Source organism: Pseudomonas sp. GW821-FHT09E04, assembly GCF_059416185.1.
This window is the reverse complement of sequence record NZ_JBWKOR010000010.1, coordinates 100,287-115,716: the sequence shown is the minus strand read 5'-3', so window position 1 is coordinate 115,716 and position 15,430 is coordinate 100,287. Positions and strand designations below refer to the sequence as shown.

At 60.0% G+C, this 15,430-nt stretch carries 9 protein-coding genes; 2 read left to right on the top strand and 7 right to left on the bottom strand.

Going from position 1 to position 15,430, the window contains the following annotated elements:
- Window positions 1-25: 25 nt before the first annotated feature.
- From zapE to AC07N4_RS28495, 3 genes are all read right to left on the bottom strand, one after another.
- Window positions 26-1,120, bottom strand: a complete 1,095-nt coding sequence (zapE, locus tag AC07N4_RS28505) for a cell division protein ZapE (RefSeq protein WP_045121816.1) — start codon at window positions 1,118-1,120, stop codon at window positions 26-28.
- 90 nt (window positions 1,121-1,210) lie between these two features.
- Window positions 1,211-2,566, bottom strand: coding sequence for a tryptophan--tRNA ligase (locus tag AC07N4_RS28500; RefSeq protein ID WP_102621239.1), 1,356 nt, complete (start codon window positions 2,564-2,566; stop codon window positions 1,211-1,213).
- Between the two features lie 24 nt (window positions 2,567-2,590).
- Window positions 2,591-3,220 (bottom strand): alpha/beta hydrolase, encoded by a 630-nt coding sequence (locus tag AC07N4_RS28495; protein ID WP_096822852.1) that lies wholly within the window; start codon window positions 3,218-3,220, stop codon window positions 2,591-2,593.
- Window positions 3,221-3,364: 144 nt separating this feature from the next.
- On the opposite strand from AC07N4_RS28495, the gene AC07N4_RS28490 reads away from it, so the two are divergent.
- Window positions 3,365-3,799 carry a Z-ring associated ZapG family protein gene (locus AC07N4_RS28490; protein ID WP_096822847.1) on the top strand — a complete coding sequence of 145 codons (435 nt, stop codon included), beginning with the start codon at window positions 3,365-3,367 and terminating at the stop codon, window positions 3,797-3,799.
- A gap of 68 nt (window positions 3,800-3,867) precedes the next feature.
- On the opposite strand, the gene AC07N4_RS28485 is transcribed toward AC07N4_RS28490, so the two are convergent.
- Complete coding sequence (locus AC07N4_RS28485; RefSeq protein WP_096822848.1) at window positions 3,868-4,605, bottom strand: YiaD family glycine zipper/OmpA-like lipoprotein; 738 nt, start codon at window positions 4,603-4,605, stop codon at window positions 3,868-3,870.
- Between the two features lie 116 nt (window positions 4,606-4,721).
- Window positions 4,722-5,366, bottom strand: a complete 645-nt coding sequence (locus AC07N4_RS28480) for an MBL fold metallo-hydrolase (protein ID WP_096822849.1) — start codon at window positions 5,364-5,366, stop codon at window positions 4,722-4,724.
- A gap of 204 nt (window positions 5,367-5,570) precedes the next feature.
- On the opposite strand from AC07N4_RS28480, the gene AC07N4_RS28475 reads away from it, so the two are divergent.
- The gene (locus AC07N4_RS28475) at window positions 5,571-11,039 is read left to right on the top strand and encodes a M10 family metallopeptidase C-terminal domain-containing protein (protein ID WP_493066594.1); all 5,469 of its coding nucleotides are present in this window, start codon (window positions 5,571-5,573) and stop codon (window positions 11,037-11,039) included.
- A 96-nt stretch (window positions 11,040-11,135) separates the two neighbouring features.
- Here the strand turns inward: AC07N4_RS28475 and AC07N4_RS28470 are convergent, their stop codons facing one another.
- Together AC07N4_RS28470 and AC07N4_RS28465 are read right to left on the bottom strand one after the other, a co-directional pair.
- A complete protein-coding gene (locus AC07N4_RS28470; protein ID WP_102621237.1) occupies window positions 11,136-13,871 on the bottom strand; it encodes a winged helix-turn-helix domain-containing protein in 2,736 nt (911 codons plus the stop codon).
- A 170-nt stretch (window positions 13,872-14,041) separates the two neighbouring features.
- Window positions 14,042-15,406 carry a DUF1329 domain-containing protein gene (locus AC07N4_RS28465; RefSeq protein ID WP_096822787.1) on the bottom strand — a complete coding sequence of 455 codons (1,365 nt, stop codon included), beginning with the start codon at window positions 15,404-15,406 and terminating at the stop codon, window positions 14,042-14,044.
- Window positions 15,407-15,430: the final 24 nt, after the last annotated feature.

Below are 15,430 nucleotides of genomic sequence, written 5' to 3'. Positions count from 1 at the left end.
GGCCCTTTTTGTTTGCCGAATCCGCTTAAGGCTTGTGTGCCCTGGACAGGAATTCGTGGGATTGCATTTCCAGCAGACGGCTGAGGGTCCGCTGGAATTCGAACGTCAGACGCCCGCCGGTGTACAGGTCTTTCAACTCGACTTCGGCAGAAATGATCAGCTTGACGTTACGGTCGTAGAACTCGTCGACCATGTTGATGAAGCGCCGGGCGATATCATCGGTAGCGACGCTCATCTGTTCTACGCCACTGAGCAACACAGCGTGGAAAATCTTGCCCAGTTCAATGTAGTCGTTCTGGCTACGCGGGCCGTCGCACAGTTCGCGGAAGTCGAACCAGGCCACGTCATCGCAGGTGCGCAGCGCGCGGATTTCGCGGTTTTCGATGATCAGCACATCGTTTTCCACGGCAGCCGTGCATTCCGGCGTCAGCGCACGGAAGCTCTTGCGCAGGCTTTCATGAGCGGCTTCGTCGAGCGGGAAGTGGAACAGCTCCGCTTGTTCGAGGTGGCGCAGACGGTAGTCGACGCCGCTGTCGACGTTGACGATCTCGGTGTTCTGCTTGATCAGCGCGATGGCCGGCAGGAAGCGCGCGCGTTGCAGGCCGTCCTTGTACAAGCCGTCCGGCACGATGTTCGACGTGGCGACCAGGGTCACGCCGTTCTTGAACAGCTCTTCCATCAGCGTGCCGAGTATCATGGCGTCGGTGATGTCGGAAACGAAGAATTCATCGAAGCAGATGACCCGCGATTCAGTGGCGAAACGCTTGGCGATGATGGTCAGCGGGTTTTTCTCGCCGCCGAGGGTCTTCATCTCTTCGTGCACGCGCTTCATGAAGCGGTGGAAGTGGGTACGGGTCTTTTCCTTGAATGGCAGCGCTTCGAAGAAGGTGTCCACCAGGTAAGTCTTGCCGCGACCCACGCCGCCCCAGAAGTACAGGCCCTTGACCGGGGTCTGATCCTTTTTGCCAAACAGTTTGCCCAGCAAACCCGGCTTGTTCTGCTCTGCCGCGATCAGATCGTCGTACAGGCGTTGCAAGTGACGCACGGCAGTTTCCTGCGCCGCGTCATGGAAGAAGTCCGGGCGTTTCAGATCAGCTTGATATCGTTCTAGGGGCGTCATAATTCGTTAGCAAGGCAACAAAAACGGGCCGTCACTGTAGCGATGGCCCGTGGGAATGGCAATCGGCCCTTGGTCGGGCCGGCCCGTTGATTATTCCTGAACCGGTGTCAGAGCGATCCGCAAAGCTTCGACAGCCGCATCCCGCGCAGCCACGTCGGCGAACGCCGGGCTGTCGCCGACACACTCGCCTTCCAGCCAGACGCTGAAGCTCAGGTCTTCGCTGCGCACATCCAGCGCCTGACCCGATTGCAGCTGCTTGGTCACCTGGCCCGCAGTCTTGCCGTCGGCGAAGTTGCGCGAGAGCAGCAATTGCTCGCCATCGGCGGCCAGCAGACGGAAACGGAAGCTGCCGTCGTCTTCGCGGAAACTGACGAAACGCGCGGCTTTCGCAGCCTTCTTCTTGGTGGTCGCGGCCACCTGAACCTGATTGACGAACGAGCGCAGGCCAACCGCTTCACGCAATTCATTAAGGAACGGCGTCGCTACCGCACGGGCCTTCTTGGCGCCGTGTTGCAGGATGTCTTCCAGATCCGCCGGACGCTCGATCAACTGGTGATAACGCTCGCGGGACTCGCCCAACTCGTTGTCCAGCAGCTGGAACAGACGGTTCTTCGCCTCGCCCCAACCCAGACCGCCCAGCAGCTCGCTGCGGAACTCGTCGGCCTGCGTCGGCGTGGAGAACGCCTGGAACAGGGTGAACAGGTGCGAATTGTCAGGATCTTTCGCTTCTCCCGGCGCACGGGAGTCGGTAACGATGCGCGAGATCGCGTCCTTCATTTCCTTGGCGCTGGAGAACAGTGGAATGGTGTTGTCGTAGCTCTTGGACATCTTGCGACCGTCCAGGCCCGGCAAGGTGGCAACGCTTTCCTCGATCAGCGCTTCGGGCATGGTGAAGAACTCCTTGCCCTGGCCGAACAGGTGGTTGAAACGCTGGCCGATGTCACGCGCCATTTCCACGTGCTGGATCTGGTCACGACCGACCGGCACCTTGTGTGCGTTGAACATCAGGATGTCCGCTGCCATCAGCACCGGATAGCTGTACAAGCCCATGGTGATGCCGGCATCCGGGTCTTCGCCGGTCTCGACGTTCTTGTCCACCGAGGCCTTGTAGGCGTGGGCGCGGTTCAGCAGGCCCTTGGCAGCGACGCAGGTCAGCAGCCAGGTCAGCTCGGGGATTTCCGGGATGTCGGACTGGCGGTAGAAGGTCACGCGGTCCACATCCAGGCCACCGGCCAGCCAGGTCGCGGCGATTTCCAGACGCGAGCGCTGGATGCGCAGCGGGTCATCGCACTTGATCAGGGCGTGATAGTCGGCCAGGAAGTAGAACGAGTCGGCATTGCTGTCGCGGCTGGCGAGAATCGCCGGGCGGATGGCGCCGGCGTAGTTGCCCAGGTGCGGGGTGCCGGTGGTGGTGATGCCGGTGAGGATGCGGGTACGGTTCGTCATGGGTAATCGCTTGTCAGACTGCAATCAATTCGAGAGACGCGGCAGGATCAGATCCTTGAGATCGGTCAGCTTGCCATGAAAAAAGTGTCCGCATTCTGCCACTTTCAGCAGCTCATGGGGGCGCTGGAGTTTGTCAGACCAGTCGTAGACCAGCTGCGGATCGATCACTTCGTCGGTTTCCGGCTGGATCACCGTGAGTTCGCCCTGCTGCGGCAACTGATCCTGATCGCCCAGGCGCATGACCGCTGGCGCGACCATGAACAGGTGCTTGAGCTGTACACCCTGGGCTTCGAGTCGACCGCCGAGACTTGCTGCAACAAATCCGCCGAAGGAGAAACCGAACAGGGTCAGCGGCAGATCCGGGTGTTTTTCCAGCAACCAGGCAGCGGCTGCCTGGGCGTCATCGACTTCACCGCTGCCCATGTCATGGGAACCTTCACTGGCACCGACGCCACGATAGTTGAAGCGCAAGGTGATCAGACCGGCATCGCGCGCGGTGCGCTGCAGGGTCGAGACGACCTTGTTGAGCATGGTGCCGCCCTGCACCGGGTTGGGATGGCAGATCAGCGCGATGCCGCGCGGCTGCTCGTTGTCCAGGTACAGACTTTCAAGTTGACCCACCGGGCCATCAATCACTACAGGGGTTTCACGCATCAGCAAGGAAGGAACTCCGTGACCTCGAATCGGGTCGACTCGTCTAGCAAATTGTCTGTGCCAATCTATTGCGAGTGAATCGCGGTATACAGCGCAGGTTCGAGCCGTTAACGTAAAGCAAAGCCGTTTATAGAGGAAGGACTCGTGGAACACTCGCTCTTAGTTTGGTTGTTACCGACTCTTGCCCTGGTTGTGGGTGTCGCCATTGGTTTCCTGATCGCACGCGTTGCGCCGAACGCCGCGCCCAGCCGCACACAGCGTCAACTGGACGACATTCAGGAACGCTTCGACAGTTATCAGAACGAAGTGGTGACCCACTTCAACAGCACCGCCAATCTGGTCAAGAAGCTGACCCAGAGCTATCAGGAAGTGCAGGATCACCTCGCCGAGGGCGCCAATCGCCTGGCCCTGGACGAACAGACCCGTCAACGTCTGCTCGCCTCTCTGCACGCAGAGGCTGCGCAGGCCCCACGCGAACGCCTGACGCCACCGCGCAATCAGGAGCCGCCGCGCGACTACGCGCCGAAGACTCCAAACTCGCCGGGCATGCTCGATGAGCATTACGGCCTGAAGAAGTAATCAGTCTTCAGCGCAAATAAAAAGCCCCCGGACAATCACTTGTCCGGGGGCTTTTTTGTGCCTGACGGTTACGGATACTGCTGAACCGTACCCGGCTGCTGTTGCTGCTGACCACCGTACTGCTGGCCCGGGATCGCCTTCAGGTTGACTTCAACACGGCGGTTCTGCGCCCGACCGTTGACGTCACCGTTGCTGGCAATCGGATTATCCGGGCCGGCACCGCGGGCCGACAGGTTGGCACCGCTGACACCTTGCGAGGTCAGGTAGGTCGCCACGCTCTGCGCACGACGCTGGGACAGGTCCATGTTGTGCTGACGGCTGCCGGTGCTGTCGGTGTAGCCGACGATCTCGATCTGGTTCTGGCTGAACTCCTTGAGCGAGCCGGCCAGGTTGTTCAGCGGCTGGTAGAAGCTTGGGGCGATGTTCGCCGAATCGGTGGCGAAGGTGATGTTGCCCGGCATGATCAGTTTGATCTGATCGCCCTGACGCTGCACCTCGACACCGGTGTTGGCCATGCTGGCGCGCAGTTTCTTCTCTTGCTGGTCGGCGTAGTAACCGTAACCGGCTGCCGAAGCACCGACGACGGCGGCGCCGATCAAGGCGCCCTTGCCGCGGTTGTTGTGGTCGATCGCAGCACCGGCCAACGCGCCGGCCAGTGCGCCGAGGCCACCGTACTTGGCGGTTTTGCTCATGCCCTGGGAGCCGCCGTCGGCCTGGCCCTGATTGTCATACGGGTTGGGCGAGGCGCAGCCGGACAGCACGGCGACGGCAGTAGCGACAATAATCAAACGACGCGTGGTGAACATGGAGAGCTCCTACTTTTTTGCATTCTGTGGTGCAACGGCCGTTTGGCAATGGACCATTGCGGGCGTTGGATCATGACAATGCACAAAAATTCCACCGCGCACTCGTGACAAAATGTTTAGGCGCGCACGAACGGATTTTCCCGCATTTCATCCCCCAGACGCGTGTCCGGGCCATGTCCAGCCACAACGATCGCGTCCTCGTCCAATGTATATAGCCGCTGCTTGATCGATCGCACGATGGTCGCCTGATCGCCGCCCCACAAATCCGTGCGCCCTACTCCGCGCCGGAACAACGTGTCGCCGGCAATCAACAGCTTAGCCTCGGAAAACCAAAAGCTCATGGAACCGGGCGTATGCCCCGGTGTGTGCAGCGCCACGCCGCAGCCGCAGGCCAGCTCTTCGTCGTCGCTCAGCCAGCGATCCGGTGACGGCACCGGGGTGTAAGGCACGCCGAACATCTGGCATTGCATCTCGAGGTTGTCCCACAGGAACTGATCTTCCTTATGCAAGTGCAGGGTTGCGCCGGTTTTCTCTTTCATCTGACCGGAGGCCAGAAAGTGATCGAGGTGCGCATGGGTGTGGATGATGCTCACCACTTTCAGACCCAGCGCATCAAGGCGCGCCATGATCAGATCGGGATTGCCGCCCGGGTCGACGACAATGGCTTTTTTCGTGACCGGATCACCGATGATCGTGCAGTTGCATTGCAGCGGGCCGACGGGAAAGGTTTCGCGAATCAGCATGGAATTGGGCGCACTCATGGGAATTCCTGGACGAACGGTAGTGAGGTTGGTTTCAGAATTCTACTGCACAGGCCGATACAGATCGCCCGGTCAGTTATTTGACGCCAGCGATCAGAAAAATGATGGCTTAATGATGTCAAACTTCCTGTTTCTGGTGCAAAATCGCATTTTTTGTAGCGGTCGCATTCAGGAAGGGCCGCAGCGCACTCAGGAAATCCCCGCATGCCTACGCCCAAGACTTACTCCTTCACCTTCCCCGCTTTTCTGACCGGCAATGCCACTGTCGACAGCCTCATTGCCGGCAGTTACTGGCTGGGGTCCAACTGGGGCAAAGGTGGAACCAGTTTGAGCTATAGCTTCATGGCTCCTGGCACCTCGTACTTCGTCACTGACTACAGCCCCGACAACGAATACAACGCGCTGTACGAGCTCACTCCGGGTCAGAAGGCGGCAGTGAACTACTCACTGGGGACTTGGGCAGCCGTCACCAATCTCAATTTCAGCCTGACCACAGACACGCTGACCAACGTGGGTGACCTGCGCTTCGGCGGCTATCGGCTGATGGACAACAAGACCGCTGCCTGGGCTTATTTCCCTGCCAACACCCCGGCCGGTGGCGATGTCTGGATTGGCCCGCAGACGGGCGAAGCCACCCCGCTGAAGGGGTCTTATGATGTCATGACCTTCATCCATGAGATCGGTCACGCACTGGGGCTCAAGCATCCGTTCGACGTCAGCTCGACCAACAAGACACTGCTGGATCCGTCACTGGACGACGTTCACTTCACGGTGATGAGTTACAGCAGCAATTACTCGTACCAGCCGACGACACCGATGGTTCTCGACATCCTCGCGATTCAGAGCCTGTATGGCGTCAACACGATGTGGCAGACCGGCGACAACGTCTACAAGTGGGCCCCTGACCAGTCGATTTTTGAAACCATCTGGGATGCCGGCGGTAACGACACCATTGATGGCAGCAATCAACTTGCCGCCGTGAAGATCAACCTGAATGAAGGTGCCTACAGCCAGATCGGCAAGGCCTTCACTGACCTGAACACCCAGGCTGCGATCAATGACGGCCTGGCGATTGCCTATGGCGCAAAAATCGAGAATGCCATCGGCTCGGCATTCGATGACGTCCTCATCGGCAACGCACTGAACAACACCCTCAACGGCATGGCAGGTGCAGACTCCATGACCGGGGGTGACGGTAACGACACCTACTACGTCGATAACGCCGGCGATACCGTGGTTGAGCTCGCGAACTTCGGCTCGGGAATCGATACCGTCATTTCCTCCATCAGCTACACCTTGGGCAACAACGTCGAAAACCTTACGCTGGTGGGCACCGACAATCTGACTGCCACCGGCAATGCGCTGAACAACGTGCTGGTCGGCAACAGTGGCAGCAACTTCATTGATGGCGGTGCCGGCGCGGACTTCATGGCCGGCGGCGCGGGCAACGACACCTACATCGTCGACAATGCCGGTGACGTGGTCAGCGAAACCAGTGCGGTCGTCGGTGAAATCGACAACGTGCTGGCCTCGGTCAGCTTCGCACTGGGCGCCAACATCGAGAATCTGACCCTCACCGGTACAGGCGATACGTTTGCTCTGGGCAACGCGCTGAACAACGTGCTGATCGGCAACGACGGCAACAACCAGCTCTCTGGTGGCGCAGGTCTGGACACCATGATCGGCGGCAAAGGCAATGACACCTACGGTCTCGATCAGGCCGGTGAGCTGGCCCTGATCCAGGAGCAGGCCGGCGAAGGTAACGACACCCTGCTGATCACCTACGCATCGACCCTGCAGACCAACGTCGTCGACCTGAACCTCAACAACCTGCTCAACGTCGAGAACGCCACCCTGCTGGGCAGCGGTAACTTCCGTTTGAACGGCAACGCCCTGAACAACACCCTGATCGGCAACGCCGACAGCAACTACATCGACGGCGGCGCCGGTGCGGATGTCATGGTGGGCGGCGCTGGCAATGACATTTACATCGTCGACAATGTCGGCGACGTGGTCAGCGAAACCAGCACCCTGGCGAGCGAAATCGACACTGTTCAAGCCTCGATCAGTTACACCCTGGGCAACAACGTTGAGAACCTCACCCTCACCGGCACCGACAATCTCAATGGTACCGGCAATGCCCTGAACAACACCTTGATCGGCAACAGCGGCGACAACGTGCTCAACGGTGGCGCCGGCGCGGACATCATGATCGGCGGCGCGGGCAATGACACCTACATCGTCGACAATGCCGGTGACGTGGTCAGCGAAACCAGTACCGTAGTCGGTGAAATCGATACCGTACGGGCTTCGGTCAGCTTCGTTCTGGGCGCCAACCTCGAGAACCTGACCCTCACCGGCACTGCCGACATCTTTGCCTTGGGCAACTCGCAGGACAACGTGCTGATCGGCAACGACGGCAACAACCAGCTCGCCGGTGGCGCCGGTCTCGACACCATGATCGGTGGCAAGGGCAATGACACCTACGCACTGGATCAGGCCGGGGAACTGGCATTGGTTCAGGAACTGGCAAACGAGGGCATCGACACCCTTCAACTGACCTATTCCGCCACACCGCAGACCAGCACCGTCGACCTGAACCTCAGTAACCTGCGCAACATCGAGAACGTCACTCTGCTGGGCAGCGGCAACTTCACGCTGACCGGCAACAGCCTGAACAACACCCTCATCGGCAACGCCGACAGCAACATTATCGATGGTGGCGCCGGGGCGGACTTCATGGCGGGCGGCGCGGGCAATGACACCTACATCGTCGACAATATCGGTGACGTGGTCAGCGAAACCAGTACCCTGGCAAACGAGATCGACACCGTATTGTCCTCGGTCAATTTCGCCTTGGGCGCCAACGTCGAAAATCTGACCCTCACTGGCACTGCTGACATCTTTGCCCTGGGTAACGCACAGAACAACGTGCTGATCGGCAACGACGGCAACAACCAGCTGTCCGGTGGCGCAGGTCTGGACACCATGATCGGTGGCAAGGGTAACGACACCTATGGCCTCGATCAGTCCGGCGAACTGGCCCTGATCCAGGAACTGGCCAACGAAGGCACCGACACCCTGCTTCTGACCTATGCCGCCACCTCGCAGATTGTCGATCTGAGCATCAGCAACCTGCAGAACGTGGAAAACGTGACACTGCTGGGCAGCGGTAATTTCGCAGTGGTCGGCAACAGCCTGAACAACGTTCTGATCGGTAATGCCGACAACAACATTCTGAACGGCGGAGCTGGCGCGGACACCCTCAATGGCGGCGCAGGCAATGACACCTATGTAGTCGACAACGTCGGTGACGTGGTTATCGAAGAGGGCACCTCGGCGACGGAAATCGACCTGGTTTACTCCTACATCAATTACACCCTGGGCAACAACGTCGAAAACCTTACGCTGGTGGGCACTGACAACATCAACGCGACAGGCAACGCCCTGAACAACGTGTTGAACGGCAACAGTGGCAATAACATTCTCGACGGCGGTGTCGGCGCGGACTTCATGGCCGGCGGCACCGGCAATGACACCTACATCGTCGACAACGTCGGCGACGTGGTCAGCGAAACCAGCACCCTGGCGAACGAAATCGACACCGTGCAGGCCTCGATCAACTACGTTCTGGGCGCCAACCTCGAGAACCTGACCCTGACCGGCACAGGCGATACATTTGCTCTGGGCAACGCGCTGGATAACGTGCTGATCGGCAACGACGGCAACAACCAGCTTTCAGGTGGCGCAGGTCTGGACACCATGATCGGCGGCAAAGGCAATGACACCTACGGTCTCGACCAGGCCGGTGAGCTGGCCCTGATCCAGGAACAGGCCGGCGAAGGCAACGACACGCTGCTGATCACCTACGCATCGACTCTGCAGACCAATGTCGTCGACCTGAACCTCAGCAACTTGCGCAACGTCGAGAACGCCACCCTGCTGGGCAGCGGTAGTTTCCGCTTGAACGGCAACGCCCTGAACAACACCCTGATCGGCAACGCTGACAGCAACTACATCGACGGTGGCGCCGGTGCGGACTTCATGGCGGGCGGCGCCGGCAATGACATCTACATCGTCGACAATATCGGCGACGTGGTCAGCGAAACCAGCACCCTGGCGAACGAAATCGACACTGTTCAAGCCTCGATCAGTTACACCCTGGGCAACAACGTTGAAAACCTCACCCTCACCGGCACCGACAACCTCAACGGTACCGGCAATGCTCTGAACAACACCTTGATCGGCAACAGCGGCGACAACGTTCTCGACGGTGGTACCGGCGCAGACATCATGATCGGCGGCGCGGGTAACGACACGTACATCGTCGACAATGCCGGCGACGTGGTCAGCGAAACCAGTACGGTAGTCGGTGAAATCGATACCGTACGGGCTTCGGTCAGCTATGTCCTGGGCGCCAACCTCGAAAACCTGACCCTCACTGGCGCTGCCGACATCTTTGCCTTGGGTAACTCGCTGGATAACGTGCTGATCGGCAACGACGGTAATAACCAATTGTCCGGTGGCGCCGGTCTCGACACCATGATCGGTGGCAAGGGCAATGACACCTACGGTCTCGATCAGGCCGGTGAACTGGCCCTGATTCAGGAGCTGGCCAACGAAGGTACTGACACCCTGTTGATCACCTACGCCGCCACGGCACAGACCAACGTCGTCGACCTGAGCCTCAGCAACCTGCACAACGTCGAGAACGTCACCCTGATGGGCAGCGGCAACTTCACGCTGACCGGCAACAGCCTGAACAACACCCTCATCGGCAACGCCGACAGCAACATTATTGATGGTGGCGCCGGGGCAGACTTCATGGCGGGCGGTGCCGGCAATGACACCTACATCGTCGACAACGTCGGCGACGTGGTCAGCGAAACCAGTACCCTGGCAAACGAGATCGACACAGTGATGTCCTCGATCAACTATGTCCTGGGCAACAACCTGGAAAATCTGACCCTCACTGGCACTGCTGACATCTTTGCCCTGGGCAACGCACTGAACAACGTGTTGATCGGCAACGACGGCAACAACCAGCTGTCCGGTGGTGCAGGCCTGGACACCATGATCGGCGGCAAGGGCAACGACACCTATGGCCTCGATCAGTCCGGCGAACTGGCCCTGATTCAGGAACAGGCCAACGAAGGTAACGACACCCTGTTGATCACCTACGCCGCCACACCGCAATCGAGCCTTGTCGATCTGAGCATCAGTAACCTGGTGAATGTCGAAAACGCCACGTTGCTGGGCAGCGGCAAGTTCGCGCTGACCGGCAACAGCCTGAACAACACCCTGATCGGCAACGCCGACAACAACGTCCTCAATGGCGGAGCCGGGGCGGACACGCTCACCGGCGGCGCAGGCGCGGACACGTTTGTTTTCGGTGGCGTCAACGAAATGGGTACCGGCAGCAACCGCGATGTCATTACCGACTTCAACAGTGCGCAAGGCGACAAGATCGACCTGACGAAGTTTGACGCCAACCTGCTGACCGCCGGCTTCAATGGCTTCACCTTCATCGGTGCGGGCGACTTCACTGGCGCCGGCCAACTGCGCTTCGTCGACCACGTGCTTTCGGGCAACGTCAGCGGCAACGCCGGTGCGGACTTCGAAATCCAGCTGGTGGGTGTAAACAGCTTCAGCGCCACCGATCTGGTGGCCTGATACAACCCGACACCCGACCTGTTTTCACAGGTCGGATGCCAAAAAAACGCCCCGATGATTCGGGGCGTTTTTGTTGGCGTCGATCGAGCCAAAGACCTAGCTCAGAACCCCGAGCTCCTTGGCCCTCGCCACTGCCTGTGTGCGCCGCTCAACCCCCAGTTTGCTGTTGATATGACTGGCGTGGGTTTTCACGGTATGCAGCGAAATGAACAGTTGTTCGCTGATTTCCTGATTCGAGCATCCTTGGGCAATCAAACGCAGGACTGCCAGTTCGCGACTGCTCAACTGTTCAGTAATCGGAGAATCCTGCACCGTGCGCAACGCTGGCGGCGGGAAGTGCTCCAGCAGTTGCTGACCGACAAGACCCGGTGCGTTCAGCGACAGTTGCCCGCGCAACCAATCGGCGTGGTCTTTGACCAGGCACTCGAATGGCTGCAACACCCCGCCACTGGCTGCTTCCATTGCCTGTGCCAACGCTTTGCGGGCCTCGGGTTCGCGATTGTTCACCAGCAGCAGCGCCACCTTCTGCGTCAACGCCATCACACTCAACAACTGGCGCCCGGTCTGCTGGCCGTTTTCCAACAGTACATTCAACCGGCCTTCGGCCAGCATCGGTTGCCCCTGAATGACATCCAGCAGCGCCTGCTGCAATTCGACATGCAACGGCAACTGCGGGTGAAACTCCGGTGGTGCCGCGGCGCGTTCGCCGGTGTAGGTCTGCCCCAGACGCGCCAGCCAGGCCTCGGCCAGGTCAATCCGCCCCTGCGCCAGCCACAGCTCGCATTTGACCAGCGTGATCATCGCCAGGTAGTAGATCGGCGGAACATCCCAGATGTGCATCAGACGCTCGGCTTCGGCCAGTTCGGCAAAAGCCCGGGCGTAATCCCCGCGGCTGCCGTCGAGCCGGGCAATCACACAGTGACCAATCAACACGCTGATATCACGACAGGCGCGCGCTTCACTCAGGCCGGCCTGCAATCGCACTCGCGCCGCGTCGGGCTGCAAGCGCATGGCCAACAGAAACCCCTCATACAGCGTCAATCGCGCACGCACGGCATACAAACGCTGCGCCGACAATCCGCGCAGACGCTCGAGGCCCTGATGCACTTCATCGAGCGAGCGCACTATCTCCCCCCGCGCCTGCAATACCCGGGCACGGTCGTAGTGGGCCAGCGCTTCGAACAGTGGATTGCCGACCCGCTGCGCCAGCTCCAGGGATTCGCGGTTCAAGCCCCGGGCGCGCCACAGATCGCCGTCGGCAATCGCCAGGTTGGACAAGGTCGACAAACACATCAGGCGCTGGCCGTAGCGTTTGGCCGGCAGGCTTTCCAGCGCTTCGCTGCAATACTCGATGGTCTGCTCGCGATGCCCTCGGCCACGGGCGATGATGCCCTTGAGCGCCAGCCATTGGGCAAGCATGGATTTCTGTGCGGTGGCCGACGGCGCCGGCAGAAACCGGCTCAGGTGACTGGCGAGTTCTTCGGCCGCGTCGAGCTGACACGCCAGCCCCAGCGCCCAGCTGTACAACACGATCAGGCGTGGCGTGCTGATCAGCAGACTGTCAGGCAAGTCCATCTTCCAGCGCAGCAACATGCCGACGTTCTGCTCGGCGAGCAGTTGTTCCTCGGACAGGTTCTGCACCAGATTCGCCGCCACGTCCAGATGCCCTGCCCGCAATGCCTGCTCCACGGCCTCATCCAGCAGACCCTGGGCATTGAACCAGCGACAGGCGCGCAGGTGCAGTGTTGCCGCGGGGACGATCGCCCGGGCGATCGGCCTGCTGCGCAACAGATCGGAAAACAGATGGTGATAGCGATACCAGTGGCCGTGTTCATCCAGCGGCACCAGAAACACCTGATGCGCCAGCAGGAAGCGCAGAATCTCGGCACTGTCGTGGGATTCGCGCACCGCGTCGCATAACTCGCTGCAAAAGCGTTCCTGCGGTGCGGTGTCGTAGAGAAACGCCTGCACCTCGGCCGGCAGGCAGTCGATGACTTCTTCCAGCAGGTAATCACGGATCAGCCCTTCCCCGCTGTTCAAGGCCTGCGGCAACGCTGCGTCACTCCCGGCCTCGGACACCGCCAGCAACCAGAAGCGCAGCCCGGCCACCCAGCCTTCGCTGCGCTGGATCAGGTTTTCCAGGGCCTCGCCGCGCAGCGAGCTACTGTGACGGTCGAGCAACGCCAGGGCTTCGTCGTGGGTCAGGCGCAGATCCTGTTCATGCAGTTCCAGCAACTGTCGCGACAGGCGCAGACGGGCGAGATGCCAGTCCGGCCGCTGACGGCTGGTGACCATGACCAGCAGGCCATCGGGCAAATGATTGAGGAAGAATTGCAGGCAACGGTCGAGTACCGGCCCTTGGGCGAGGTGGTAATCGTCCAGCACCAGCAACAGGGGCGAGGTCGGTTGCAGGTGCAGGGCCAGCTCATCGAGCAGGCCGTCGAGCCATTCTTCAAAGGCGAACGGCTGATGACGCTGACGCATTTTCAACAGGCCGAGTGCGCGGCTGCCGAGTTCCGGGAAGTAGTCCTGCAAGCCTTCGAGCAAGCGCTCGAGAAAGCGCCCCGGGTCACTGTCCCGGGCGCTCAGTCCCAGCCACAGGCTTTGCCAATGGCCCGGCAGGCTTTGACAGAACTCCACGGCCAGCGAGCTTTTGCCGAACCCGGCCGGGGCGCAGACCAGCAACAGACGTCCACCGAGCCCGGCTTGCAGGCGCTCGCAGAGGCGGGGTCGCAATACGTATCCGTCAGGCAGCGGAGGACGGAAAAAACGTCCGTCCAATGCCGCGACGGCAACGCTTGCGGGACCCGGAAGTGGGGACAGATCAGTCATGGCCGGCTCTTGTTTGAATGGCTGTTGGCGGCGTAGCAGATGTCCGCAGACTAGCCTTAAACGGCGTACATATGAAGTTGTTGCTACAAATGGCTACAAAATCACGACGCAAAAAAAACGCCCCGAACCAGTCGGGGCGTTTTTTCGAGGATGCGGCCTCGGGTTACAGCTTAGCGGATACCGTCCTGGCCCAGGTTGCCTGGCTGGAATTCGCTTTTACTGGCAGAGAAGCCGAAGTCATACGCTGATTTCTCTTCGTTCTTCATGCCCAGTGCCAGATAGCGACCCGATTGCAGGTCATACAGGGTTTCCAGCGCGTACCACGGCACTTGCTTGTCGTAGTAGTCCTCGGCATGGGCCTCGGCGACACGCCACAGCTGACCGCGACCGTCGTAATGGTCGATGACGGCTGCTTGCCAGGTATCTTCATCGATGAAGAAGTCACGTTTGGCATAGATGTGACGCTGACCCGGTTTCAAGGTTGCCACCACGTGCCAGACGCGACGCAGCTCGTAACGAGCCAGGTCCTGATTGATATGACCGGCCTTGATGATGTCGGTGTACTTGAGTGTTGGCGAATCGATCTTGTAGCTGTTGTTGGCAATGTACATCTCTTTCTTGCCTTCAAGCTTCCAGTCATAACGATCCGGTGCACCGTTGTACATGTCCAGGTTGTCGGAGGTACGCAGACCGTCCGCCGCCGTGCCCGGACCGTCATAGGACACTTGTGGTGCCTGACGTACGCGACGCTGGCCGGTTGCATAAACCCAGGCCTTGCGCGGCTCCTTCACCTGGTCGAGGGTCTCGTGCACCAGCAGCACGGTACCTGCCAGACGAGCCGGCGCGGTCACTTTCTGCTTGAAGTAGAACAGCACGTTGCCCGGGTTGGCCGGATCGTAATCCTTCATCTTGTCGCGGAACACGAACTGATCCTGGAAATACACCAGGCTGAACGAGCCGTTGGTCTGCGGCGTCGCCTGGGTCACCAGACGGGTCACGCTGCCACCGCGATAGCGAGTGATGTGGTTCCAGATGACTTCCAGACCGTCTTTCGGGATCGGAAACGGTACGGCGGTCTGGAAGTTTTCCAGACCGTTGCCACCAGCCACCAGCGTGGTGGTCGTGGCGTTTTTCCTGATGGCGGCGAACACGTCATCCGGCACGGTGGCACCGCGATGGGACGGGTAAACCGGCATCTTGAACGTGTCCGGGTAACGCTTGAACATCGCGTACTGGCCCGGCGCAAGCTTGTCCTTGTACTGGTCGACGTTCTGCGCGGTGATGGTGAACAGCGGTTTTTCACTGGCGTACGGATCGGACAGGAAGCCTTTGCTGTCGACGGTGCCGGCATTTTTCGCCAGCGGTTTCCAGGCCGGGATCGAACCGTCGGCGTTGCCCGCCATCTCGGCTCCCATCGGGGTCAGGCTCTTGCCCAATTTGTCGGCCTCGGCGGCAGGGACCGCCGCCATCACGCTGGTCGCCAGCAGCGAAAGCCCCAGAACACCGGCGTGGAACAGACTCTTTGTTATTTTCATATGGTTGTTCGTCCTGAAAAAACT

What these genes read in the sequence shown, in the direction of transcription:
- zapE (WP_045121816.1), bottom strand. Translation starts at nt 1,120, where the DNA reads ATGACGCCCCTAGAACGATATCAAGCTGATCTGAAACGCCCGGACTTC.
- AC07N4_RS28500 (WP_102621239.1), bottom strand. Translation starts at nt 2,566, where the DNA reads ATGACGAACCGTACCCGCATCCTCACCGGCATCACCACCACCGGCACC.
- AC07N4_RS28495 (WP_096822852.1), bottom strand. Translation starts at nt 3,220, where the DNA reads ATGCGTGAAACCCCTGTAGTGATTGATGGCCCGGTGGGTCAACTTGAA.
- AC07N4_RS28485 (WP_096822848.1), bottom strand. Translation starts at nt 4,605, where the DNA reads ATGTTCACCACGCGTCGTTTGATTATTGTCGCTACTGCCGTCGCCGTG.
- AC07N4_RS28480 (WP_096822849.1), bottom strand. Translation starts at nt 5,366, where the DNA reads ATGAGTGCGCCCAATTCCATGCTGATTCGCGAAACCTTTCCCGTCGGC.
- AC07N4_RS28475 (WP_493066594.1), top strand. Translation starts at nt 5,571, where the DNA reads ATGCCTACGCCCAAGACTTACTCCTTCACCTTCCCCGCTTTTCTGACC.
- AC07N4_RS28470 (WP_102621237.1), bottom strand. Translation starts at nt 13,871, where the DNA reads ATGACTGATCTGTCCCCACTTCCGGGTCCCGCAAGCGTTGCCGTCGCG.
- AC07N4_RS28465 (WP_096822787.1), bottom strand. Translation starts at nt 15,406, where the DNA reads ATGAAAATAACAAAGAGTCTGTTCCACGCCGGTGTTCTGGGGCTTTCG.